The 21,753-nt window shown below is 70.6% G+C and carries 27 protein-coding genes; 13 read left to right on the top strand and 14 right to left on the bottom strand.

Features of this window, described 5'->3' with window-relative positions:
- The first annotated feature begins 101 nt into the window (after positions 1 to 101).
- The 6 genes from QRX60_RS09125 to QRX60_RS09100 all read left to right on the top strand — a co-directional run bounded on the left by QRX60_RS09125 (position 102) and on the right by QRX60_RS09100 (position 4,575).
- Positions 102 to 518: a helix-turn-helix domain-containing protein gene (locus tag QRX60_RS09125; RefSeq protein ID WP_408630263.1), complete on the top strand. Its 417-nt coding sequence runs from the start codon at positions 102 to 104 to the stop codon at positions 516 to 518.
- Entirely contained in the window at positions 515 to 1,195 is a 681-nt protein-coding gene (locus QRX60_RS09120; protein ID WP_286000336.1) for a hypothetical protein, read from the top strand. The genes QRX60_RS09125 and QRX60_RS09120 overlap by 4 nt, the downstream gene beginning before the upstream one ends.
- A gap of 84 nt (positions 1,196 to 1,279) precedes the next feature.
- Complete coding sequence (locus tag QRX60_RS09115; RefSeq protein WP_284748166.1) at positions 1,280 to 1,573, top strand: DUF2516 family protein; 294 nt, start codon at positions 1,280 to 1,282, stop codon at positions 1,571 to 1,573.
- 13 nt (positions 1,574 to 1,586) lie between these two features.
- On the top strand, positions 1,587 to 2,129 hold the full coding sequence (locus QRX60_RS09110; RefSeq protein ID WP_286000335.1) for a YbaK/EbsC family protein: 543 nt from the start codon (positions 1,587 to 1,589) through the stop codon (positions 2,127 to 2,129).
- Positions 2,126 to 3,133: an ornithine cyclodeaminase family protein gene (locus tag QRX60_RS09105; RefSeq protein ID WP_286000334.1), complete on the top strand. Its 1,008-nt coding sequence runs from the start codon at positions 2,126 to 2,128 to the stop codon at positions 3,131 to 3,133. The genes QRX60_RS09110 and QRX60_RS09105 overlap by 4 nt, the downstream gene beginning before the upstream one ends.
- Complete coding sequence (locus tag QRX60_RS09100; protein WP_286000333.1) at positions 3,130 to 4,575, top strand: aromatic amino acid lyase; 1,446 nt, start codon at positions 3,130 to 3,132, stop codon at positions 4,573 to 4,575. Before QRX60_RS09105 ends, QRX60_RS09100 begins: the two co-directional genes overlap by 4 nt.
- A gap of 7 nt (positions 4,576 to 4,582) precedes the next feature.
- Here the strand turns inward: QRX60_RS09100 and QRX60_RS09095 are convergent, their stop codons facing one another.
- From QRX60_RS09095 to QRX60_RS09080, 4 genes are all read right to left on the bottom strand, one after another.
- Entirely contained in the window at positions 4,583 to 5,515 is a 933-nt protein-coding gene (locus QRX60_RS09095; protein ID WP_286000332.1) for a nucleotidyl transferase AbiEii/AbiGii toxin family protein, read from the bottom strand.
- Complete coding sequence (locus QRX60_RS09090; RefSeq protein ID WP_286003536.1) at positions 5,508 to 6,251, bottom strand: type IV toxin-antitoxin system AbiEi family antitoxin domain-containing protein; 744 nt, start codon at positions 6,249 to 6,251, stop codon at positions 5,508 to 5,510. Before QRX60_RS09090 ends, QRX60_RS09095 begins: the two co-directional genes overlap by 8 nt.
- A 100-nt stretch (positions 6,252 to 6,351) precedes the next feature.
- Positions 6,352 to 7,065, bottom strand: coding sequence for an ABC transporter permease (locus QRX60_RS09085; RefSeq protein ID WP_286000331.1), 714 nt, complete (start codon positions 7,063 to 7,065; stop codon positions 6,352 to 6,354).
- Positions 7,062 to 7,760 (bottom strand): ABC transporter permease, encoded by a 699-nt coding sequence (locus QRX60_RS09080; RefSeq protein WP_286000330.1) that lies wholly within the window; start codon positions 7,758 to 7,760, stop codon positions 7,062 to 7,064. Before QRX60_RS09080 ends, QRX60_RS09085 begins: the two co-directional genes overlap by 4 nt.
- A gap of 139 nt (positions 7,761 to 7,899) precedes the next feature.
- Between QRX60_RS09080 and QRX60_RS09075 the strand changes: the two genes are divergently transcribed.
- On the top strand, positions 7,900 to 8,823 hold the full coding sequence (locus QRX60_RS09075; RefSeq protein WP_286000329.1) for an ABC transporter substrate-binding protein: 924 nt from the start codon (positions 7,900 to 7,902) through the stop codon (positions 8,821 to 8,823).
- Positions 8,824 to 8,914: 91 nt separating this feature from the next.
- Here QRX60_RS09075 and QRX60_RS09070 read toward each other — a convergent pair whose 3' ends face one another.
- On the bottom strand, positions 8,915 to 9,694 hold the full coding sequence (locus tag QRX60_RS09070; protein ID WP_286000328.1) for a class I SAM-dependent methyltransferase: 780 nt from the start codon (positions 9,692 to 9,694) through the stop codon (positions 8,915 to 8,917).
- A 28-nt stretch (positions 9,695 to 9,722) separates the two neighbouring features.
- Positions 9,723 to 10,205: a MarR family transcriptional regulator gene (locus tag QRX60_RS09065; protein ID WP_286000327.1), complete on the bottom strand. Its 483-nt coding sequence runs from the start codon at positions 10,203 to 10,205 to the stop codon at positions 9,723 to 9,725.
- Between the two features lie 85 nt (positions 10,206 to 10,290).
- On the opposite strand from QRX60_RS09065, the gene QRX60_RS09060 reads away from it, so the two are divergent.
- Positions 10,291 to 10,725, top strand: coding sequence for an SRPBCC family protein (locus tag QRX60_RS09060; protein ID WP_286000326.1), 435 nt, complete (start codon positions 10,291 to 10,293; stop codon positions 10,723 to 10,725).
- Between the two features lie 151 nt (positions 10,726 to 10,876).
- On the top strand, positions 10,877 to 11,887 hold the full coding sequence (locus QRX60_RS09055) for an NADP-dependent oxidoreductase (protein WP_286000325.1): 1,011 nt from the start codon (positions 10,877 to 10,879) through the stop codon (positions 11,885 to 11,887).
- On the opposite strand, the gene QRX60_RS09050 is transcribed toward QRX60_RS09055, so the two are convergent.
- Genes QRX60_RS09050 through QRX60_RS09040 form a run of 3 tightly spaced genes read right to left on the bottom strand, consistent with a single transcriptional unit; the run spans position 11,884 to position 13,756 of the window.
- A complete protein-coding gene (locus QRX60_RS09050; RefSeq protein ID WP_286000324.1) occupies positions 11,884 to 12,516 on the bottom strand; it encodes a haloacid dehalogenase type II in 633 nt (210 codons plus the stop codon). The genes QRX60_RS09055 and QRX60_RS09050 overlap by 4 nt on opposite strands.
- Positions 12,517 to 12,520: 4 nt before the next feature.
- Positions 12,521 to 13,147, bottom strand: coding sequence for a pyridoxamine 5'-phosphate oxidase family protein (locus QRX60_RS09045; protein WP_286000323.1), 627 nt, complete (start codon positions 13,145 to 13,147; stop codon positions 12,521 to 12,523).
- A 9-nt stretch (positions 13,148 to 13,156) separates the two neighbouring features.
- The gene (locus tag QRX60_RS09040) at positions 13,157 to 13,756 is read right to left on the bottom strand and encodes a TetR/AcrR family transcriptional regulator (protein WP_286000322.1); all 600 of its coding nucleotides are present in this window, start codon (positions 13,754 to 13,756) and stop codon (positions 13,157 to 13,159) included.
- Positions 13,757 to 13,858: 102 nt separating this feature from the next.
- On the opposite strand from QRX60_RS09040, the gene QRX60_RS09035 reads away from it, so the two are divergent.
- Entirely contained in the window at positions 13,859 to 14,908 is a 1,050-nt protein-coding gene (locus QRX60_RS09035) for an NAD(P)-dependent alcohol dehydrogenase (RefSeq protein WP_286000321.1), read from the top strand.
- 53 nt (positions 14,909 to 14,961) lie between these two features.
- On the opposite strand, the gene purU is transcribed toward QRX60_RS09035, so the two are convergent.
- From purU to QRX60_RS09010, 5 genes are all read right to left on the bottom strand, one after another.
- Positions 14,962 to 15,837: a formyltetrahydrofolate deformylase gene (purU, locus tag QRX60_RS09030; RefSeq protein ID WP_286000320.1), complete on the bottom strand. Its 876-nt coding sequence runs from the start codon at positions 15,835 to 15,837 to the stop codon at positions 14,962 to 14,964.
- A 15-nt stretch (positions 15,838 to 15,852) separates the two neighbouring features.
- A complete protein-coding gene (locus QRX60_RS09025) occupies positions 15,853 to 16,470 on the bottom strand; it encodes a maleylpyruvate isomerase family mycothiol-dependent enzyme (protein WP_286000319.1) in 618 nt (205 codons plus the stop codon).
- On the bottom strand, positions 16,367 to 17,068 hold the full coding sequence (locus tag QRX60_RS09020; protein WP_286000318.1) for a DedA family protein: 702 nt from the start codon (positions 17,066 to 17,068) through the stop codon (positions 16,367 to 16,369). Before QRX60_RS09020 ends, QRX60_RS09025 begins: the two co-directional genes overlap by 104 nt.
- Positions 17,069 to 17,221: 153 nt before the next feature.
- Positions 17,222 to 18,016, bottom strand: a complete 795-nt coding sequence (locus QRX60_RS09015) for a class I SAM-dependent methyltransferase (protein ID WP_286000317.1) — start codon at positions 18,014 to 18,016, stop codon at positions 17,222 to 17,224.
- Positions 17,995 to 18,501, bottom strand: coding sequence for a DUF2505 domain-containing protein (locus QRX60_RS09010; RefSeq protein WP_286000316.1), 507 nt, complete (start codon positions 18,499 to 18,501; stop codon positions 17,995 to 17,997). The genes QRX60_RS09015 and QRX60_RS09010 overlap by 22 nt, the downstream gene beginning before the upstream one ends.
- A 24-nt stretch (positions 18,502 to 18,525) precedes the next feature.
- On the opposite strand from QRX60_RS09010, the gene QRX60_RS09005 reads away from it, so the two are divergent.
- The 3 genes from QRX60_RS09005 to QRX60_RS08995 all read left to right on the top strand — a co-directional run bounded on the left by QRX60_RS09005 (position 18,526) and on the right by QRX60_RS08995 (position 21,738).
- A complete protein-coding gene (locus QRX60_RS09005) occupies positions 18,526 to 19,584 on the top strand; it encodes a UDP-N-acetylmuramate dehydrogenase (RefSeq protein WP_286000315.1) in 1,059 nt (352 codons plus the stop codon).
- A 159-nt stretch (positions 19,585 to 19,743) separates the two neighbouring features.
- A complete protein-coding gene (locus QRX60_RS09000) occupies positions 19,744 to 20,919 on the top strand; it encodes a L,D-transpeptidase (protein WP_286000314.1) in 1,176 nt (391 codons plus the stop codon).
- Positions 20,920 to 20,922: 3 nt separating this feature from the next.
- Positions 20,923 to 21,738: an alpha/beta fold hydrolase gene (locus QRX60_RS08995; protein WP_286000313.1), complete on the top strand. Its 816-nt coding sequence runs from the start codon at positions 20,923 to 20,925 to the stop codon at positions 21,736 to 21,738.
- The last annotated feature ends 15 nt before the right edge of the window (positions 21,739 to 21,753 follow it).

Below are 21,753 nucleotides of genomic sequence, written 5' to 3'. Positions count from 1 at the left end.
GTGCTTGCAATAGCTAGCACATCGGCGTAGTGTTGTAGGTGTCGCGAGGAGGTGACCGAATGGCAGAAACCGGTGGGACGCAGCCAGGATCCGGCAGCCCCATGGAAAAGGTCGCGGACATCGCCTCCGACATCGGCGAGTACATCCGCCAGCAGCGCAACACCGCGAAGATCTCGTTGCGCCAGCTGTCGAAGCTCGCCGGCGTGTCCAACCCGTACCTGAGCCAGATCGAGCGCGGGGTCCGCAAGCCCAGCGCGGAGATCCTGCAGCAGATCGCCAAGGGCCTGCGCATTTCGGCGGAAGCGCTGTACGTGCAGGCCGGGATCCTCGATCTGCCCACGGGCGGGCCGGTGGGCGACGCGATTCGCGCCGACGCCGAGCTGACCGAACGGCAGAAACAGGTCCTGCTCGACGTCTACGAGTCCTTCCGCCGGGAGAACGCCGCGGCACGGCCGGCCGCAGAGTCGTCTCCCACCCCAGACACCACTCCAGCCGCAACCCTCAAGGAGTCATCATGACTACCCCGAAGACCACCGAAGACGTCAAGAAGGCCGTCACCAACGCCCTCGACCAGGTCCGCACCCCGCTGCTCGCCGCGCTCGGTGCCGGCAACCTGGCCGGCCAGGCCGTCACGGACGCCGTGGCGAAGGCCAAGGAGAACGTGACCAAGGGCAGCGAGACCGCCCGCAAGAACCTGCAGGAGCTGCCGACCGACGTCGAGAGCCTCCGCGAGAAGCTGGACCCGGCCGAGCTGCGCAAGGTCATCGACGAGTACACCGAGGCCGCGCTCAAGCTGTACAACAAGCTGGCCGAGTCGGGCGAGCAGGCGTGGGACAAGTTCGCCACGCAGCCGCAGGTCAAGAAGGCCATCGAGCAGCTCGAGGAGGCCCTGACCACCGCGCAGGGCCAGGTCGAAGGCGTCACCAGCGAGGTCCGCGAGCGCGTCGACGGCGTGCTGGGCACGTTCACCAAGCGCACCCGCTCGGTCGGCGAGAAGACCGCCCGCAAGGTGACCGAGGTCGCCGGCGAAGCTGCCGAGGCCATCGAGGAGCTGGGTGACGACGTCGCCCACGAGACCCGCTCCGCGAGCCGCAAGGTCGCGAACAAGACGGCCCCGAAGACGGCTGTTCCGGCCCGCCGGACGACCACCAGCGCCGCCGCGAAGAAGCCGGCCGCGCCGAAGGCCGACAAGTAAAAACGCCGTGAACACCCCGGCCCCGCCACCGCACCCCGGTGGCGGGGCCGGGGTCGTTCGGGCGGTTTGCCGTAAGCTGTCGCTGTGCTGGTTGCCATCTGGATCCTCGAAGTCATCCACTGGGGCAGCGCGCTGGTCGGGCTCTTCGCGTTCGTGCACGCGCTCCTTCAGCGCGCCGACGCCTATTCCGCGGCCGATCGCAAGACCAAGCCCGTCTGGATGCTCATCACCGGCGGCGCGACGCTCGCGATGGCGTTGTTCAGCGTGATGGGCCCGGGGATGATCTTCTGGGTGCCGGCCATGGCCGCGGCCTTGGTCTACATCGTGGACGTCCGCCCCAAGCTGATCGAGGTCCAGCGCGGCGGCTCCAACTGGTAGTTAGGCTGGCGAGGTGACCTGGACCATCGCCGGGAGCCTCACCGTCGTTCCCGCCCCCTCGCGTACTGACCTGCTCGCCGAGCCCGTCGCCAAAGCGCTGGCCGCGCTCGCCGACCCGGACGCCGTCGGCGTCGCCGAGATCGACCCGGCGCTGGCCGACACCGCCGCCTTCTGCGAGACGTACGGCTCGCCGCTCGAAGCTTCCGCGAACTGCGTCGTCGTCGCCGGCAAGCGCGCGGGCGAAGTCCGTTTCGCGGCCGCGCTCGTGCTCGCGACCACCCGCGCCGACGTCAACGGCGTGATCAAGCGCCGGCTCGACGTCCGCAAGGCGTCGTTCGCGCCGATGGACGAAGCCGTCTCCCTGACCGGGATGGAGTACGGCGGCATCACGCCGGTCGGCCTGCCCGCCGATTGGCCCGTCCTGATCGACCAGCGGGTCGCCGACGCTCCCCAGCTCGTCATCGGCAGCGGGATCCGCGGCAGCAAGCTGCTGATCTCCGGCACCGCGCTGGCCTCGCTGCCCGGGGCCGAGGTCATCGAGGACCTCGCCAGGTGACGTCCGTCTGGCTCCGGTACCTGACCGGTGCCGACGTCGACTCGCTCGGCGTCACGGACGCGGACATCGTCGGCGCGGTCGAGGACGTGCTCGCCGACCACGGCCGCGGTCAGGTCGTCTTCGAGCCGCGTACGCACCTCGTGCCGGACAACGGCGGCAAGGGCCACTTCAACATCCTTCGCGGTCATCTGTCCGCGAAGCAGGTCAGTGGCGTGAAGGTCGTCGGCGACTTCGTGGGGAACTTCGAACGGGGCCTCCCTTCGGAAATGGCATTGATCCTGCTGCTCGACCCGGACACCGGCATGCCGCGGGCGATCGTCGACGGCACGATGATCACCGAGGCCCGCACCGGCGCGATGACCGCCGTCGGCGCGAAGTACCTGGCCCGCCCGGACTCGCGGGTGCTCGGGCACATCGGCGCCCGCGGGACCGCCTGGTGGAACGTCGTGCTGCTGGACTCGCTGTTCGACTTCGCCGAGATCCGCGTGACCAGCAAGCGCCCGGAGTCCCGTGAGGACTTCGGCCGCCGGCTGTCCGAGCGGCTCGGCAAGGACGTCCGCGTCTGCGCCACGGCCGAGGAGACCCTGGACGGCGCGGACATCCAGGTCGAGGCCTCCCGGCTGGTCGAACCCGAGCCGCTGGTGCGGCGCGAGTTTCTCCGGCCGGGCACCTTCCTGGTGCCCTACGGCACGATCAGCGCGCTCGAGCTCACGCTGCTCGACGACGTCGACAAGGTCGTCGTCGACGACTGGCGCGAATCGCGGTCCGGCAACCCGCGGTTCGGCGCCCTGCGCCCGCAGCTCAACGCCGGCCTCCTCACCGCGGACCGGGTCCACGCCGAGATCGGCGACATCGTGGCCGGGAAGAAGCCGGGCCGCGAGCACGACGCCGAGCGGATCCTGTTCTGGCACCGCGGACTGTCCACAACGGACGTCGCGGTGGCGGACATGATCCTGGCCCGTGCCGAGGCTTCCGGCGTCGGCACGATGCTGCCGTACCGATGATCGTCACCGGAAGCGATTTCACCGACGGTGAACGGTGGGAATTGGCCGAACCGCTGGTGGAGACCCTGCGGCAGCGCCGGAAAGCGCTCTTGACGGCGCTCGAAAGCCGCGAAAAGCCCGTGTACGGCGTCACCACCGGGATGGGCCGGCTGGCGGGCGTCGCGCTCGACGCGCGGCAACAGGCGGAGCACCAGCGCACCCTGCTGATCGGCCGGGCCGTCGGCGGGCCACCGTGGCTGCCGCCCGAGGACGTCCGCGCGCTGCTCGTCGCGCGGCTGCGGGACTTCCTGCAGCCGTGGTCGGGGGTGAGCGCGGAGCTGGTGCAGTTCCTCGTGGACCGCCTGAACGACGGCTTCACGCCCGCTGTCCCGCGCGGCGGCCTCGGCAGCTCGGGCGAGATCATCCCGCTGTCACACGCTTTCCAGACGTTCCTCGGCATCGGCACGGTCCTCGAAGACGGCGTCGAGACCCCCGCCGTGGAGGCGCTCGCTCGCCGAGGCGCCGAGCCGTATGTGCTGGGGCCCAAGGAAGGTGCTTCGCTGCTTCAGGGTTCTCCGCTGGCCGTGATGCACGCGCAGCGCGGCTGGGCCGAAGCGCGGCAGCTCATCCAGCTGCAGACGCTCACCGAGGCGATGGCGATCGACGTCCTCGGTGCGCCGCGCGAGGTGTTCTCCCCGGTCACGGCGGGCGGCGACGACCACCTGCGGCGGCTGCTGCAGGCCCTGACCGGGATGGTGGGTGCGGGGCCGGTGCGCCCCGGGGTCGTGCAGGCGCCGCTGTCGGTGCGGGTCGCGCCGCGGGCGCTGGCCCACGCTTCCCGCGTCAACACCGACCTGCACGAGACGGTCGCGCGGTGGCAGACGATGCCGGGGGACTCGCCGTCGTTCGTCGAGGGGGAGCTCATCCCGGGGACGGCGTACCACGCGGTGGACCTCGGGCTGCGCATGGACGCGGTGACGGCGGCGCTGGTCCACCTCGGCGAGCTCTCCGTGCAGCGCATGCACCGCCTGCTCGACGAGCGCTTCAGCGGGCTCCCGGCGCAGCTCACGTCGGATCCCGGGCCGCGGGCGGGGTTGGTGCCGCTGCACAAGCGGGCCGTCGGCGAGCTGCACGCACTGCGCCGGCTCGCTTCCCCGGCGACGCTCGGTTCGATCGACACCTCGGCCGGTCAGGAAGACGTGCAAGCGTTTGCGTGGGCGGCGGGGGAGCAGCTTCGGGCCGCCGCGGCGCACTTGTTCGCGATCACGGCGTGCGAGCTGATCACGGGATCGCAGGCGCGCTACCTGGCTTCGGACGGGGTCGCGAGCCTGGCCGCCGCTTATGAATGGGTGCGGTCGGTGGTGCCGCCGGTCGAGGAGGACCGGCCGCTGGGGCCCGAGGTCGAGCGGCTGATCGCCGCTTGCCGGGAGGGTGGCCTCACCGGCGCGCCCGCGTCGACCTGAGCTCGCGTCATCCCCAGGTGCGCTGGTCCGGTTGCCAGCGGCCGGCCGGCGGCTCCGCCTGGAGGAGGGGCGTGAGGAAGGCATCGGCGAGCAGCCGGGCGTCCTTCATGTGCCGCAGGTTCCCGGGCAGGTCGGCGACCTGCCCGGCGATCTTCGCGTAGCCACCGGGCCAGGTCTTCTCGTCCGGCAGCCGGAAGCGATCAGGCAGTTCGAGGACCATGCCCCGCCCGCGGCGCCTGGCGATTTCGTCGCGCAGGATGCGGTGGGTTCCGGCGCCGGGCAGCGGTGCCTTCAAGGCGAAGAGAATGAGGTCCACGAGGTCCTTGTACCGCGTCGACGGGTTGCCGCCTGCCCGGTGGCGCTCGTACATCGCGCAGATCTTCTCGGCGACGTGGTCCTCGAAGGGGAAGACGCGCGCCTCCGGCCAGGGGGTGCAGTCGGTGTCGAACGGCGGTTGCAGCGGTTCGGTCGTGATCTCGCCCTGCGGGAGGTGCCCGGACACCACGACGTCGACGCTGACCTGGCGGTTGAGCGGCGCGGTGCCGAACATGGTCATGAACTTGACCTTGCGGGTGGGGCGGTCGACGTGCGTCTGCTCGGAAGTGCCGAGGTGGCGGAACCAGATGTCGTCGCCCAGCCGCCGGGCGGCGGCGGCCTTCAACGCCTCGACCGCGGTGTCGGTGCTGTCCTCGATGCTCAGGAGGTCGACGTCGGTGGAGTACCGGGCGGTCGGCCAGCGCACGAGCATGGCCTGGCCGCCTTTGAGCACCCAGTTGACGGCGTCGTCACCGTCGAAGACCCGGGCGATCAGCCTGCGGTGGAAATGCAGGTCCAGCAGTTCGTTCGCCCGGCCGCCGGTGATCCTCGCCGCGTTCTCGGCCCGGCTCTTCTGCGAGCTGATGTAGGCGCGGGGGCTCGCCGGCCGCTTCGGTTCAGCCACGTGCCTCACCTCGAGGGCCGGTGCTCGCCGCGAGCAGCCTCGCGGCGCCGGCCGCGCGGGGCGGTGCGGGGCGGAGGGCCAGCTCGACCGTGCTGGTGCCTATTCCGGCGAGCAGATGATCAAGCAGCGCTTCGCCGTCGCCGGGGCGGCGGACGCCGTAGCGCACGGAGTAGGGGCCGATCCGGTCGGCGAGCTCGTCCAGCCGGACGAGGTTCGCCAGGACTGCCTCGCGGATGATCGTGGCGAGGTGACTGCCGTCGACGTGCTGGTCGAGCAGATCGAGGATCGTCCTCAATGCCGTCGTGACCGGGAGGCCGTCGACCGTGGTCACGTCGTCCTCCGCGAGCTCGGCCCTCTTGAACCACAGGTCCGGATCGCGGCTGGTGCGACGGCGGGGGGTGGTGAACGTGATCCGGTCGTCGACCAGCTCACCGAGGCCGTGCAGGCGGGCCGCGGACCGGTGGGACAGCACGCCGCCGTCGGGGTCCAGCGGCGGCCGGTCCCAGGCCGCGGTCGCCGGATCCAGGGAGAGCCAGGCGGCCTGCTCGTCGCGGGCGGCGGTGACCACGGCGGTGGTGGAGGCGTAGACGCCGTGGCGGACCCGGTCGAGATAGCCGGCCGCCTCCAGCCGGTGGAGGGTGGAGCGGTCGACGCCGGCGCCGGAGGCCTGGCGAGAGGTGACCATGCCCCACTGGTCAGCGGTGAACCCGCTGATCAACTCCAACGCTTGTCGCATCTCCACGCAGCAATAGTACGGCACTTATGCAGCGTTTGTTGCGTCCAGAGTGCGACAAACGCTGATGTGGTGGACCGGAGGCAGGCGTGGACGCCAGGGCTTACGACTCGCGCCGGGCGTTCTGCAGGGCGAGGCCCCGGGGCGTCGCGACGCGGGTGATCAGCGCGAACAGCCCGTCGCACACCAGCGCCAGGATCACCGCCGCCAGGCCGCCCGCGAAGATCTCGCCGTAGCCCGACGCTCCCAGCGCGAAGCCGTCGACGATGTAGCGGCCGAGGCCGCCTCCGTCGTTGACGATCGCGCCGATTGCCACCGTCGCGATCAGCTGGAGGAACGCCACCCGCGCGCCCGCCAGGAGCACCGGGGACGCCAGGGGCAGTTCGAGCCGGACCATGATCTGCCACTCGCGGTAGCCCGTGCCGCGGGCGGCGTCGACCGTCTCCTGTTCCAGCGACACCACCCCCGCGTATGTGTTCGTGAACAGCGGGGGCATCGCCAGCGCGACGAGCGCGAGCAGCAACGGCCAGAACGTCGTGTCCAGCTCCCAGCGGCTGGCCAGGAACCAGAACAGGATGATCAGGCCGAAGCTGGGGATCGCGCGGCCGATGTTCACCGCGCTGCTCGCCAGGAACGCGCCCCGGCGGTAGTGGGCCAGCCACAGCGCCGCCGGGATCGTCAGGACCGCCGCGATCACCAGCGCCAGCAACGAAAACCTCAGGTGCTCCAGCGTCCGGTACGGGATCCCGGCCTTGTCCGTCCAGCTCCAGCGGTGGGGATCCGCGAGCCACGCGTTCAGCTGGTCGAGGAAGCTCATCGCGCCCCCACCTTCCGCGACCACGGCGCCAGCAGGCGCTCGCTGAGCCAGAGAACCAGGTCGACGACCACCGCCAGGACCACCGACAGCACCACGCCGACGATGATCTCCGTCGGGTTGGGCGTCGCCGTCTGGATGCCCGCGCGGATGAAGTAGCCCAGGCCGCCGAGGCCGAGCATCGACGTCACCGTGACCAGGCCGATCGTCGTCACCGCGGCGACGCGCAGCCCGGCGATCACCACCGGCAGCGCGAGCGGCAGCTCGATCTGCCAGAGCAGCCTGCCGCGCGTGTAGCCCATGCCGACCGCGGCCTCGCGGACCTCGTTCGGCACCTGGTCGACGCCCGTGACGATGTTGCGGACCAGGATCAGCAGCGTGTAGGTCGCGAGCGGGATCATCGCGGTGAGGAACGTCAGCCCGAAGAACGGCACCAGCACGGCGAACGCGCCGAGGCTCGGGATCACGTAGAGCGCACCGGCCGTGCCCAGGATGACCGGGTACGACCAGCGGTACCGCAGCGCCAGCACCGCGAGCGCGATCGAGACGACGAGCCCGACGCCGAGTGCGGCGGCGGTGAGCGAGATGTGTTCGCCGAGGCGCTGGACGATGTCGTCCGCGTTGCGGTCCACCCACTTCCACTGGAAGATCGGGGGTCCGCTGTCGGCGGCCAGCGGGGTCACCGCGGTCACGTGCACCGGTCGACCCTACCCCGTTTGGTGGGGAATCATTCCGAAGTCTGGGAATTTGAGGGGCTTTCTCCCAACATGTGGATACTTGTCGGAGGTCAGGGCTAGGGTCCTTTCGTCTGTTCGAGTGACGAGGGAGTGGGGATTCGTGCGCTGGTTCCGGAACGCGTCCGTGGTGGCGGTGGCCGTCGCGGCGACGCTCGGTTTGGCCGCCTGTGGGGGTGGCAGCGACAGCGGTGACAAGCCCGCCGCGCAGAGCAAGGGTGGGGCGCCGATCGTCGTCGCGTCCTTCAACTTCACCGACAGCCAGATCCTCGCCGAGATCTACGCGCAGGCGCTGGAGGCCAAGGGCTACCCGGTGACGCGGAAGCTGAACCTGGGCTCGCGGGAGCTGATCTACCCCTCGCTGAAGTCCGGTGAGCTGCAGTTCATCCCGGAGTACCAGGGCGCGGCGATCACCACCGGCTTCGGCAAGGAGGCCGGCAAGACCGCGCAGGAGGAGCACGAGCAGCTGGCCAAGCTGTTCGAGCCCAGCGGCGTCGGCCTGCTGAACTTCGCCGCGGCGGAGGACAAGAACACCTACATCATCAAGTCCGACCTGGCCAAGGAAAAGGGCATCGCGTCGATCAGCGACCTGAAGAAGCTGGACAAGGTCGTCATGGCGGGGCCGCCGGAATGCGAAAAGCGCCTGCCGTGCTTCCAGGGCTTCAAGGACGTCTACAAGCTGACGAACGCGACGTTCCAGACCATCCAGGAAGCCGGGCCGCGGGTCGAGCAGCTGAAGTCGGGCGCCGTCACGGTGATCCCGGTCGACTCGGTCAGCCCGCTGACCGGCGACTCGAACTACACGGTGCTCAAGGACGACCTGAACATCGTCCCGACCGAGAACGTCGTGCCGGCGGTGAACAAGAAGGTGCTCGACGAGCGCGGCGCCGACTTCGCGAACGCGGTGAACGCGGTGAGCGCGAAGCTGACGACGGACGTCATGCGCGACCTGAACAAGCGCGTCGACTCGGACGGCGAGAAGGCCGCCGACGTCGCGAAGGACTGGCTGTCCCAGGCCGGTCTCTGACCCCAGCGCCCCAAGGCGGCGTTCGGTGCGTCAGACGCACCGAACGCCACATTGGGTGCGTCTGACGCAACCAACGCCACATTGGGGCGCTTTACGCCGTGCCCCGGACCACCCAGGCGCGGGCCGACAGCGGGATCGAGCCGTCCGGGTTCGTCGGCAGGCGGCTGCGCAGGAGTTCGCGGATCTGGTCGCGGCGGGCCTCGGGCAGCGTCGCCAGGTACGCCGGGGCCGGGCCCTGGGCGCCGAGGAACGGCTGCCAGTAGTCGTCGAAACCCGAGAACACGGTCGGGATCTTGATCTCGCCGACCGACACGCCGGTCAGGCCCGCCTCCGTCCACAGCCGGCCGAACGGCTCCGGGCGGCACAGCGAGAACCGGCGGCCTTCGTCTAGGTCCGCGACCCGCACCGGGTCCAGCTCGGCCGCCGCGTCCCAGAACCGCCGGATCAGCTCCATGCCCTCCGCGAGGTCCCAGAGGTACGCCGCCGCCAGGCCGCCGGCGGCCGTCACCCGCGCGATCTCCGCCGCGGCCTTCGCCGGGTCGGGCACGAAGTTCAGGACCAGCCCGGACACGGTGACGTCGAAGTGGTCGTCCGGGAAGGGGAGCTCACGGGCATCGGCGAGCGTGAACGACGCCCGCGGATCGGTCACGCCGGCGCGCGCCGTCTTCAGGAATCCCCCGGACGGGTCGACTCCGACGACTTCCGCCGGGTCCGCCGCCGTCAGGACCGCCGACGTCAGCGCGCCCGTGCCGCAGCCCACGTCGAGCCAGCGCCGGCTGGCTGGGGCGTCGAGCTGCCGGACGAACGTCTCCGCGATCCGGCGGCTCCACCGTCCGATGTAGGCCTCGTAAGCTTCGCCCGACTGCCACATACGTGGAGTACAGCACAAAAACCGCTGGTCAGCCGTTAGCCAGATCACCGGTCGCGGTGTTGCCCGCCGACGTCGCACGCCGCAGGAAGCCGGCGATCAGCGCCAGCTCCTCCTCGCTGTAGCCGGCGCAGAGCTCGTCCATCGCCGTGTTCATCCCCGCATACAGCCGGAACAGCTCGGCGTTGCGGCCGCGGACCGCGCGCACCGCGACCGCGCGGCGGTCGGCCGCCTCGGGGTCGCGCTCGCGGACGATCCAGCCGCCCTTCTGCAGCCGGTCGAGGATGCCCGTCATCGTCGCCGGGTGCAGACCGGCGCGGCGGGCCAGCGCGCTCGGGCTCAACGGCCCGTGCCGGCCGATCAACTCCAGGCAGTCCAGGTCGACGTCTTTGAGCGCCAGGTGCGCGCTGACCTGGTGGTTCAGCAGCGAGAGCTGGTTGCGCAGGTCTCGCAGCGCCTCCTTGAGCGCCACGGTCGCGCGCCGGCGGCCGACGGCGTCCGTCGTGGAACTCATGCGCGTCAGCCTAACGCGGTGAGCAGCCTCCCGGCCGGTGGTGGAATCGTGGACCACAATCGACGTCCGAAGGAGAAGGAGCGAAATGGGAAAGGTCACGGCCACCGCGGAGCGCACCATCGACGCCCCGGCCGACAAGGTCCGCGCGCTCGTCGCCGACTACGCCGAAACGCGCCCGAAGCTGCTCACCGAGCACTACCGCGACTACGAGGTCACCGAGGGCGGCGTCGGCGCCGGGACCAAGGCCGGCTGGAAGCTGCAGGCGACGTCCAAGCGCGTGCGCGACGTCAAGGCCACGGTCAGCGAGCCGAAGCCCGGCACCCTGGTCGAGACCGACGCGAACTCCAGCATGGTCACCACCTGGACGGTCTCCGAAGCCGGTGAGAAGAGCCTGGTCCGGATCGAGACGTCGTGGGACGGCGCCGGCGGCATCGGCGGCTTCTTCGAGAAGACGTTCGCGCCCGGTGGGCTCAAGAAGATCTACGACGGCGTGCTCGGGAAGCTCGCCGAAATAGTGTGACAGTGGCGCGAAGCGCCTCCGTTGAGGGTGGCGGTGGGGAAGAAGGTTGGGTGTAGCGCGTCACAATCGGAATGCGCGCCCCGGTTAGCCGGTTCTACCCGGTGGAATCCGGGGCGCTTGCCCCGCTTCGAGAGACTTGAGGAGTTCGACGGTGAACGCACAGGCGACGGAAATCCGGTTGGCTTCGCGCCCGGAAGGTGTTCCGACGCACGACAACTTCGAGGTCGTCGACACCGAGATCCCCGCTCCCGGCGAGGGGCAGATCCTGGTGCGCAACCTGGTCATGAGCGTCGACCCGGCCATGCGCGGGCGCATGCGCGACGTGAAGTCGTACGCGCCGCCCTTCGAGGTCGGCGAGGTCATGTCCGGCGGGGCGGTCGGCGAGGTCGTCGAGTCCCATGTGGACGGTGTGAAGCCCGGTGACCACGTGCTGCACCAGGCCGGCTGGCGCACCCACGCCGTGCTCGACGCCAAGCGGTTCGTCAAGGTCGACGCCGAAGCCGCGCCGCTCTCGACCTACCTCGGCGTGCTCGGCATGCCGGGCCTCACCGCGTACGCGGGCCTGCTGGTGTCGGCCGAGTTCAAGCCGGGCGACACGGTGTTCGTCTCGGGCGCGGCCGGTGCCGTCGGCTCGCTCGTCGGGCAGCTCGCGAAGCTGAAGGGCGCCAAGCGCGTCATCGGCTCGGCCGGGTCGGCGGAGAAGGTCCGGTACCTGATCGACGACCTCGGCTTCGACGCCGCCTTCAACTACAAGGACGGTCCGGTCGCCGAGCAGCTGCACAAGGCGGCGCCGGAAGGCATCGACGTCTACTTCGACAACGTCGGCGGCGAACACCTCGAAGCCGCGATCGACGCGATCACCGTCCACGGCCGGATCGCCGTCTGCGGCATGATTTCCCAGTACAACGCCACCGAGCCCACGCCGGCGCCGCGCAACCTCGCGCAGATCATCGCCAAGCGGATCACCATCCGCGGCCTGCTCGTGCTCGACCACTGGGGTCTGCAGCAGCAGTTCGTCAGCGAGGTCGCCCCGCTGGTGAAGTCGGGGAAGATCAAGTACTCCGAGACGTTCGTCGACGGCATCCGCAACGCGCCGGACGCCTTCCTCGGCCTGCTCTCCGGGGCCAACACCGGCAAGATGCTGGTCCGGATCGCGGACTAACCCAGCAGTCCGGCCAGTTCGGTCAACGCCGAAATCGTGTACGTCGGCTCGGGTGAGCCGGGCAGCGGGCGGACGCCGGGGCGGGCGAGCAACGCCGTCCGCAGCCCGGCCGCCTGCGCGCCCGCGATGTCCCAGTCGTGCGCGGCGACCATCACCGCGTGCCGGGGCTCGACGCCGTAGGCGTTGAGGACCTGCCGGTACGGCTCGGGCGCGGGCTTGAGCCGGCCGGCCTGCTCGGCCGAGAAGATCCGGTCGAAGCGCTGGGCGAGACCGGAGTTCTGCAGCTGAGCCTCGGCCGTCGTGAGCGGCGAATTCGTCAGCGCGACGACGTCGTGGCCGGCTTCGCGCAGCTTGGTGAGGCCCGCTTCGGCGTCGGGGTGGGCCGGGAGCGAGCGGAGCCCTTCGCCGATCTTCGCGAGGTCCACGTCCCGGCCGTGCCGGGCGGCGATCTCGGCCGCGGCTTCACCCGCGATGCCCGCGAAGTCGCGGTAACCGCCGGTCGCCGTCACGGTCAGCACGGTGTGGATGGCCAGCCCGAACCACTCGCGCCGCAGCTCGGGGCCGCCGACGAGGTCGTCCATGGCGGCGAGGTCGAGCAGGGTTTCGTTGACGTCGAAGACGCAGAGCATGAGTTCAGTATTGCTGGGTCAGCGACCGTTCGTTGAGGTCCTCGTCGAGTTCTTCCGCCGACGTGGACAGGGACAGCTGGTCGCGCAGGATCGTGCCCAGGGTCGGCAGCGTCGAGCGCTCCGGCCACGTCGACGGGTCCCACAGCGACGACCGCAGGAACGCCTTCGCGCAGTGCATGTACAGCTCTTCGACCTCGATGACCACCGCGAGCTTCGGCCGCTTGCCCCGCACCACCAGCGAATCGAAGAACGGCGCGTCCGACACCAGCCGGGCGCGGCCGTTCACCCGCAGCGTCTCGTTCATCCCCGGTACCAGGAACAACAGCCCCGCGTGCGGGTTGTCGACGATGTTGCGGAAGCTGTCGATCAGCTTGTTGCCCGGGCGGTCGGCCAGCACCAGCGTCCGGTCGTCGAGCACGAGGACCGACCCCGCCGGGTCGCCGCGGGGTGAGACGTCGCAGCTGCCGTCCGGCGACGACGTCGCCAGCAGCACGAACGGCGAGTGCGCGATCAGGGTCCGCGCGTGCTCGTCGATGTGGGCGAGCACCTTCTGCCGGGTCCTCGGCTTCGGTTCGCCCAGCAGCTCGCGCAGGGCCTCGTGCGTGTCGATGTGCGTCTCGCTGATCCCCATGCCGACAAGCTAGCGCGGACCACCGACAATCCGGCCCGCGATCGCGATCCGCGCGGCCTCGGTCGACTTCCGGACCACGAGATCCACCGAATAGCCGTGCTTCACGAAGACGCCGTCGAGCTGGAACGTGCCGTAGCCGTGGGCCTGGGTGAACAGCTGCTCCATCAGTTCCAGCGCCGTCGCCGGGTCGGGGGCGACCGCCAGGCAGCGCATCAGGAACTCGTCCGTCAGGCGGCGGGTCTGCTCCATCAGCTCGACGTGCTCCGGGCCGTGGAGGCCGTCGGCGTAGATGACGTTCATCCCGGCCCGTCGTTCGATCAGGTACCGCGTGTACGCGCCCGCACCGGCGGCCAGGGCGTCCGCGGGGTCCGCGTGCTCGGCTGCCGCCTCGGCGACGCGGTCGGCCAGCTGGCACGCGATGTGGCAGGCGACCTCGGCCAGCAGGCTTTCCCGGGTCGCGAAGTGCCGGTACGGCGCGCCGGGACTGACGTTCGCCAGCTTCGCGACCTTCGCGACCGAGAAGCCTTCCAGGCCCTGCTCGGCGATCAGGTCGAGGGAGACGCGCACGAGCTCCGCCCGGAGGTCGCCGTGGTGGTACTTCCCGCCCATGACCTGGATCACATCTCCCGTTCGAAATATGTAAGACCCCTCTTACGTAGAGATGTAAGAGACCTCTTACGAACACCACGGTACTTGAACTTGGAGGGTTCCATGAGCACCACTACGCACGCCATCGCCGCCCCGGCGCCGGGTGCGCCGCTCGCACCGACCACGATCGAGCGCCGCGACCTGCGTCCGGACGACGTCCTCATCGACATCGCCTACGCCGGAATCTGCCACAGCGACATCCACCAGGCGAAGGAGGACTGGGGCCAGGCCATCTTCCCGATGGTCCCCGGGCACGAGATCGCCGGCGTCGTGGCGGCGGTCGGCTCGGACGTCACGAAGTACCAGGTCGGCGACCGCGTCGGCGTCGGCTGCATGGTCGACTCCTGCGGTGAGTGCGAGTACTGCCTCGCCGGCACCGAGCAGTTCTGCGTCAAGGGCAACGTCCAGACGTACAACGGCGTCGGCTTCGACGGCGAGAACACCTACGGCGGCTACAGCAACCAGATCGTCGTGAAGGACGCCTTCGTCTGCCGCATCCCCGAGGGCATCAGCCTCGACATCGCGGCGCCGCTGCTGTGCGCGGGCATCACCACCTACTCGCCGCTGCACCACTGGGGCGCCGGGCCGGGCAAGAAGGTCGCCGTGATCGGCCTCGGCGGGCTCGGGCACATGGGCGTCAAGATCGCCGCTGCCATGGGCGCCGAGGTGACGGTGCTGAGCCAGAGCCTCAAGAAGCAGGAAGACGGCCTCAAGCTCGGCGCGACGGACTACTACGCGACCAGCGACGAGTCGACGTTCGACGTCCTCAAGGGCAAGTTCGACGTCATCCTCAACACCGTGTCGGCCAAGCTGCCGGTGGACGCCTACCTCGGCCTGCTGAAGGTCGGCGGCGCGATGGTGAACGTCGGCGCGCCCGGCGAACCGCTGTCGTACAACGCTTTCTCGCTGCTGGGCGGCAACAAGGTGCTGGCCGGGTCGATGATCGGCGGCATCGCCGAGACCCAGGAGATGCTGGACTTCTGCGCCGAGCACGGCATCGGCGCGGAGATCGAGACCATCTCGGCCGACGAGGTCAACGAGGCCTACGAGCGCGTCGAGAACTCCGACGTGCGCTACCGCTTCGTCATCGACGCCTCGACCATCGGCGCGTGACCCGTCGTGAGTGGTAATTCGGGTTAGAACCCGAATTACCACTCACGACCGCGTCAGAACACCACGGTCCGGTTGCCGTGCACCAGGACCCGGTTCTCCAGGTGCCAGCGCAGGCCGCGCGCCAGTGTCACCTTCTCGATGTCCCGGCCCTTGCGGACCATGTCCTCGACCGAGTCGCCGTGGTCGACGCGGATGACGTCCTGGTCGATGATCGGGCCCGCGTCCAGGTCCGCCGTCACGTAGTGGCACGTCGCGCCGACCAGCTTCACGCCGCGCGTGTGCGCCTGGTGGTACGGCTTCGCGCCGATGAACGACGGCAGGAAGCTGTGGTGGATGTTGATCGCCCGGCCGGCCCACTCGCGGCACAGGTCCGCGGGCAGGATCTGCATGAACCGGGCGAGCACCACCGCGTGCGGGTCGTGCTCGTCGACCAGCTTGCGGACCTCTTCGAACGCGGCGGCCTTGCCCTCGGCCGGGAACGGCACGTGGTGGAACGGGATGCCGTGCGCGCGGGTGATGTCGGCCAGCGACTCGTGGTTGCCGATCACCGCGGCGATGTCGACGTCGAGCTCCCCGGACGCGACGCGGCCGAGCAGGTCGTACAGGCAGTGCCCGGCCTTCGACACCAGCACGACCGCGCGGCGCCGCTCACCGGTGTCGCTGACCTGCCAGCTCGAGTCCGCCGACAGGTCCGCGGCCACCTCGGCGAACCGGGCCCGCAGCCCGGCGGCGTCGAACGGCAGTGAGTCGGCCCGGACGACCTGGCGGGTGAAGAACCAGCCCGTGTCCGGGTCGGTGTGGTAGGCCGCTTCGACGATCCAGCCGCCGTGCTCGGCGAGGAACCCGGAGATCCGGGCGATGATGCCGGTGCGGTCGGGGCAGCCGAAGGTGATGACGTAGCGGCGTTCGGGAGCGGTCACGCCGAGCATTGTCCCTCGCGCTGGTCAGGGCGCCGCGAGCGGTGCGAGGTCGCCCGTGACGGACGCGCCGTGCGGACGGCCCCACAGCGCGCGGTAGACGTCGTCGGCGGCGCCGGCGACCTCGGCGACCGGCTCGCCGAACGTCCAGGTGCGCTCCGGCGTCGTGACACGGACGTCGGCTTTCTTGCCCAAGCGCGGGGTGAGGTAGGTCAGGAACTCGTCGATGCCGTCGTTGGCGAAGCCGGGGTCGAACCGCGTCGGCGGGACGTCGTCGAGGGCCGATTCCGCGTCGAGGCGGTGGATCGCCGTCTCGTGGGCCATCCGGCGAGTCCAGTCGCCGACCGTCACGGCGAAGCCCGGGTACGGCGAGAACGCCGGGGATTCCGGGTCTCTCGCGAGGGCTTCGCGCAGGGCCAGGCGCTGGCCGTCCCACCACCCCAGGACGTCGGCCCAGTCCGCGGGCGGCTCCGGCCTCACCGGGCGGTTCACCGCCAGGCCGACGGCGAAGCCGTGCACGAAGGCGATGTGCGCAACCAGGTCATGAACAGTCCACTTCGGACAGTTCGGCACCCGGGCCGCCGGACCGGCCGTCAGCGCCGCCCGCTTCAGCGCGTCGGCGTGGATGTCGATCGCTTCCAGCATGGGCCGACCGTAGCCGCCGGCCGGCCTCGATCGCGACCACCAGACCGAGTCCGAGGCTGAAGGACAGCAGGAGGCCCTTGACCGGTTCGTCGGCGAAGGCGGCTCCGCCGGCGAGGCCGATCAGCACGCTGTAGACCGCCCAGATCGCCGCGCCGGCGAGGTCCAGCGGTGCGAACCGGTGCAGGGGATAGCCGAGGCTGCCGGTGGCGAGCGCGCTGGCGACGCGTCCGCCGGGCAGGTAGCGCGCGGCGATGATCAGCAACCCGCCGTTGCGCCGCACCTGCTCGCGCGCCCATGCGTAGCGCCGCTGCCCGTCCGCGCCCCGCTGCAGCCGCGCGATCGCGTGCGGCCCGGCGGCCCGGCCGACGGCGTACCCGAGGCAGTCGCCCGCCCACGCCCCGCCCGCCGCGACGGCGGCGAGCAGGGTGAGGTCCGCCGGGTCGGGCCCGAGCAGCACGGCGACGGTCACGACGGTCGTCTCGCTGGGCATGAACGGCAGCAGCGCGTCCAACCCGGACACGGCGAAGACGAGCACCCACAGCCACGGCGAGCCCAGGGCGTCGCGCAGCAGCTCGGTGACGTGCGCCAGCAGTTCCACGGCTCAATGGTGATCACCGCAGGTCACTTCGGGGTGACGCAGCGGGGGTGCCCCGGTGAACAAGCGCCCCAATGTGGCGTTGGTTGCGTCAGACGCACCCAATGTGGCGTTCGGTGCGTCTGACGCACCGAACGCCACATTGGGGCGCTGTGGTCAGGCGGGGGCGACCGCGGACCAGGGGACCGTCAGCTCACCCAGGCGGATCCGCGGGTCCGCCACCGGCCAGCCCCGGGCGACCAGCAGCCGGATCGTCTCCAGCCAGCGCGACTTCACCCCGAACGCCTGGTGCGGCGCGGCCGTCGCCCAGCACGCGTCGAGAGACGAGAGCAACGCGTGCACCCGCTCGCCCGGGACGTTCCGGTGGATCAGCGCCTTCGGCAGCCGCTCGGCGATCGTCGACGGCTTCTCGAGCCCCGCCAGCCGCATCGACAACGTCAGGGACACCGGCCCGGCCGCCGAAACCAGCACCCACGTCGACAGCCGGCCGATCTCGTCGCACGTGCCCTCGACCAGCAGGCCGCCCGGGGCCATCGAGTCCAGCACCAGCCCCCACGCGCCCGCGACCTCGTCCTCCGCGTACTGCCGCAGGACGTTGAACGCGCGCACCAGCACCGGCCGCGTCCCGGCCAGCTCGAACCCGCCGCGGCGGAAGTCCAGCAGCGGCGGCGACGCCGCGGATTGCGCGAAGGCCACGCGAGAAGGATCCAGCTCCAGGCCCAGCACCCGGACGTCCGGCCGGACGCGCCGTAGCCACCGCGCCAGCTCGACGGTCGTCACCGGCGAAGCGCCGTAACCGAGGTCGACGACCAGCGGCGAGCCCGCCGCGCGCAGCAGCCGGGTCGTCGCGGGCGCGTACGTGATCCACCGGTCGACCCGGCGGAGGCGGTTCGGGTTGGTCGTGCCGCGGGTCGGCGCGCCGACCGGGCTCAGTTTGCTTCGGTGAGCCACTTCGCCGTGAATTCGGCTTCGCGCTCCAGCAGCTTCGTGACCTGCTCGGAGATGACGCTTTCCAGCTTCCCGCCGAACAGCGGGATCCGGACCGTGACCTCGCCGCTGATCCGCAGCACCGTCTTGCCGCCGTTGGCCAGCAACGCCGTCCGCGCGGCGATCTCACCCGGGACGCCGCCGACCTCGACCGTCGCCTGACCCTGCCGGCCGGTGCCGTCGTTGCTCACGCGCCAGGTCTGCGTGCGGGTCACCAGCAGGTCGCCCTTGTGCAGCGTCCGCACCGCCTGGGGCAGCTTCTCGGCGCTGATCCCCTGCCGCAGCTCGTACCGCAGGTCCGTCCCGGAGACCTCGTACGACAGCAGCGCGGCGCCGTGCCCGCCGAGCTGCTCGAGCCGCGCCCGCAGCGCGCCTTCGCCGGCGACCGCGGCGTACGTCGCGGCGACGTCGGCGGAGAACTCAGCACGGTGCTCGATCCGGGATCCCATGAGCCGGACAGTACCGTCAGACGCGTGAACACCGCCCGAACTCCCGCACTCCCGAAGCTCTCCGCGTACACCACGCTGCGCCTCGGCGGCCCGGCCCGCCACTTCGTCAGCGCCGTGACCAGCGAAGACCTCGTCGCGGCGGTCCGCGAGGCCGACGCGGCGGGCGAACCGGTGCTGCTGCTCGGCGGCGGCTCCAACCTGGTCGTCGCGGACGCGGGGTTCGACGGCACGCTGATCGAGGTCGCGAACACCGGCTGGCGGCGCGACGACGGTGACGTCGTGGAGGTCGAGGCCGGCCAGAACTGGGACGCGTTCGTCGCCGGGCTGGTCGGAGCGGGCCTGGGCGGGCTCGAATGCCTCTCCGGCATCCCGGGCAGCGTCGGCGCGACGCCGATCCAGAACGTCGGCGCGTACGGCTGCGAAGTCGCCGAGTCCATCGTCTCGCTGGAGCTGTACGACCGGCGGACGCGCGAAGTGCGCACGCTCAAGGCGGACGAGCTCGGCTTCGCCTACCGCACCAGCGTCCTCAAGGGCACCGACACCGGCGTCGTCCTCTCGGTCCGCTTCGAGATCCGCGAGGACGGCCTCTCCGCGCCCATCCGCTACGCCGAGCTGGCGCGCACGCTCGGCGTCGAGATCGGGGCCCGCGTCCCGGCGGCCGAAGCGCGCGAAGCCGTGCTCGAGCTGCGTCGCGGCAAGGGCATGGTGCTCGACCCGGACGACCACGACACGTGGAGCGCGGGCTCCTTCTTCACCAATCCGATCGTCCCGTCGGCCGAGGCGGACGGGGTCCTGGCACGCATCACGGACAGCGTGGGCTCCGAGGCTCCGCAGTACCCGGCCGAGGGCGGCGTCAAGCTGTCGGCGGCCTGGCTGATCGAGCGCGCCGGTTTCGCGAAGGGGTACCCCGGGCCGGGGAACCGCGTCTCGCTGTCGACCAAGCACACGCTGGCGCTGACCAACCGCGGCGACGCGACGACCGAGGACCTGCTGGCGCTGGCCCGCGAGGTCCGCGACGGCGTCTACGAGCGCTTCGGCGTCCGGCTCCACCCGGAACCGTTGCTGATCAACTGCGTGATTTGAGCCGAAACGGGCAACCTGGACGTGTACAGGACGTCTTTGTCGACATAGGCGGCGCCACCTGATCGGATGGTCTTTACCTTTCGGCGGGTAACGTCGGCTGGGCTACCAGCGCTAAGGGCGTGTGCCCCGCTGGCCGGCGGGGGAACTCGGGAGGTTTCGGTGATCGAACGGCGTACGGTCTTCAAGGCCGCTCTGGCGGCGGGGGCCGCCCTGGTCGCCGCGGCGTGTTCGAGCACGAACGACGGCACCGCGCTGCCCACCGGCGCCGCGGGTGCCGACGGTGAGGGCGCGCAGCCCGTGGCGAAGATCACGGCCGAGCCCGCCGTCAACGCCAAGGACGCTTCCGTCCTCAAGCCCGTCGTGATCAAGGTCGCCGACGGCAAGCTCACCGAGTGCAAGGTGACCGCCGACGGGGGCAAGGCCGTCAAGGGCGACACCGCGCCGGACGGGCTCACCTGGACCAGCTCCGAGCCGCTCGGCTACGGCAAGACCTACACCTACGCGGCCAAGGCCACCGGCACCGACGGCAAGCCCGTCGAGCTCACCGGCACCTTCAGCACGGTCACCCCGGCCAAGCAGGTCCGCGCCACGCTCAACCCGGCCGACAACCAGCAGGTCGGCGTGGCCATGCCGATCAGCGTCAAGTTCGCTTCGCCGGTCAAGGACCGCGCGGCGGTCGAGAAGGCCCTGTCCGTCAAGACGGACAAGAACGTCGAAGGCGCCTGGGGCTGGCTCTCCGACAGCCAGGTCGACTACCGGCCGAAGGAGTACTGGCCGCAGAACATCACCGTCAGCGTCGAGGCGAAGCTGTACGGCGTCGAGCTGGGCGGTGGCGCGTACGGCAAGGCGGACGTCACCACGAAGTTCAAGATCGGCCGCAACCAGGTGGTCAAGGTCAACACCCCGGACCACCAGATGCTCGTCTACCGCAACGGTTCCCAGGTCAAGAGCTACCCGTGCGCGAACGGCCTGGACGCCGAGGTCGACCGCAACACCCCCAACGGCACCTACATCATCATGACCCGGGAGCCGACGGCGGTGTTCGACAACGCCCGCTACGGCTACACGAACGTCAACAAGAAGTGGGCCTGCCGGTTCTCCAACCACGGCGAGTACATCCACGAGAACCAGGACAACGCGGCCAACATCGGGAAGACCAACAACTCCCACGGCTGCGTCAACCTCCTCGAGGCCGACGCCAAGGACTTCTACGACTCCGCGCTGATCGGCGACCCGGTCGAGATCACCGGCTCGAAGCTGGGCGCGCCGATGGCCTCGGACGTCAAGGACTGGAACTACAGCTGGTCGGCCTGGCAAGGGCTGGGTGCGAAGTAGCCCGTGCGCACCGAAGTCGTCGGGCACGGCGGGACACGCCTCGGCCTGCGGGTCGAAGGGGCCGGGAACAGCAGGCCGATCGTGTTCGTGCACGGCTGGGCGCAGTCGTCCGGCTGCTGGGCGGCGCAGCTCGCCGACCCGGCGCTGACCGAGCGGTTCCGCCTGGTCGCGATGGACCTGCGCGGGCACGGCGCGTCCGACGTCCCGGCCGCGGGCTACGACGACCCGGTGGTCTGGGCCGACGACCTCGCCGCGGTGCTCGACTTCGCCGGGCCGGACGCGATCGTCGTCGCCTGGTCCTACGGCGGCCTGGTGCTGGTGGACCACATCCGGGTGCACGGCACCGCACGGCTGCGCGGGATCGTGCTCGTCGGCGCGATCACCGAGATCGGCCGCGACCGGGCGGGCGGGCGCGTCGGCCCGCTGATGCGCGAGCACATGCGGGCGATGCTTTCGGATGATCCGGACATCGCGGTCCCGGCGCTCACGGCGTTCAGCCGCGAAATGGCCGGCGGCCCGGTGCCCGGCGCGCAGGTCCAGGCCCTGCTCGGGGCTTCTCTGAGCGTGCCCCCTTCGGTCCGCGCGGCCCTGTTCCGCCGGGACATCGGCAGCGAAGAAGTCCTGGCCGCGATCGACAAGCCGACCCTGGTCGTGCACGGTTCGCACGACCGCGTGATCGACCCCGCGGCGGCCGAGCACACGATCGGGAAGATTCCGGGTGCCACCGGGCGTTGGTTCCTTGACGGGGGGCATGCGCCCTTCGCCGAGTCCGCCGACGAGTTCGACGCGGTACTCCGGCAGTTCGCCGAGGAATGCTGACGTAACGCGGGAGAC

Origin of the sequence: Amycolatopsis mongoliensis, from assembly GCF_030285665.1 — a bacterium.
In the GTDB taxonomy this organism is placed as follows: Bacteria; Actinomycetota; Actinomycetes; order Mycobacteriales; family Pseudonocardiaceae; genus Amycolatopsis; species Amycolatopsis mongoliensis.
Note: the sequence above shows the minus strand (reverse complement) of the source record. Positions and strands in the feature narration are given on the sequence as shown.

Bases quoted from the DNA above. Each gene is read 5' to 3' on its own strand.
- QRX60_RS09060 (WP_286000326.1), top strand. From the start codon at position 10,291: ATGGGAAAGGTCACGGCCACCGCGGAGCGCACCATCGACGCCCCGGCC.
- QRX60_RS09010 (WP_286000316.1), bottom strand. From the start codon at position 18,501: ATGGGATCCCGGATCGAGCACCGTGCTGAGTTCTCCGCCGACGTCGCC.
- QRX60_RS09120 (WP_286000336.1), top strand. From the start codon at position 515: ATGACTACCCCGAAGACCACCGAAGACGTCAAGAAGGCCGTCACCAAC.
- purU (WP_286000320.1), bottom strand. From the start codon at position 15,837: ATGCTCGGCGTGACCGCTCCCGAACGCCGCTACGTCATCACCTTCGGC.
- QRX60_RS09045 (WP_286000323.1), bottom strand. From the start codon at position 13,147: ATGGGGATCAGCGAGACGCACATCGACACGCACGAGGCCCTGCGCGAG.
- QRX60_RS09085 (WP_286000331.1), bottom strand. From the start codon at position 7,065: ATGAGCTTCCTCGACCAGCTGAACGCGTGGCTCGCGGATCCCCACCGC.
- QRX60_RS09090 (WP_286003536.1), bottom strand. From the start codon at position 6,251: ATGCGACAAGCGTTGGAGTTGATCAGCGGGTTCACCGCTGACCAGTGG.
- QRX60_RS09040 (WP_286000322.1), bottom strand. From the start codon at position 13,756: ATGGGCGGGAAGTACCACCACGGCGACCTCCGGGCGGAGCTCGTGCGC.
- QRX60_RS09035 (WP_286000321.1), top strand. From the start codon at position 13,859: ATGAGCACCACTACGCACGCCATCGCCGCCCCGGCGCCGGGTGCGCCG.
- QRX60_RS09025 (WP_286000319.1), bottom strand. From the start codon at position 16,470: ATGCTGGAAGCGATCGACATCCACGCCGACGCGCTGAAGCGGGCGGCG.
- QRX60_RS09065 (WP_286000327.1), bottom strand. From the start codon at position 10,205: ATGAGTTCCACGACGGACGCCGTCGGCCGCCGGCGCGCGACCGTGGCG.
- QRX60_RS09100 (WP_286000333.1), top strand. From the start codon at position 3,130: ATGATCGTCACCGGAAGCGATTTCACCGACGGTGAACGGTGGGAATTG.
- QRX60_RS09125 (WP_408630263.1), top strand. From the start codon at position 102: ATGGAAAAGGTCGCGGACATCGCCTCCGACATCGGCGAGTACATCCGC.
- QRX60_RS09050 (WP_286000324.1), bottom strand. From the start codon at position 12,516: ATGCTCTGCGTCTTCGACGTCAACGAAACCCTGCTCGACCTCGCCGCC.
- QRX60_RS09070 (WP_286000328.1), bottom strand. From the start codon at position 9,694: ATGTGGCAGTCGGGCGAAGCTTACGAGGCCTACATCGGACGGTGGAGC.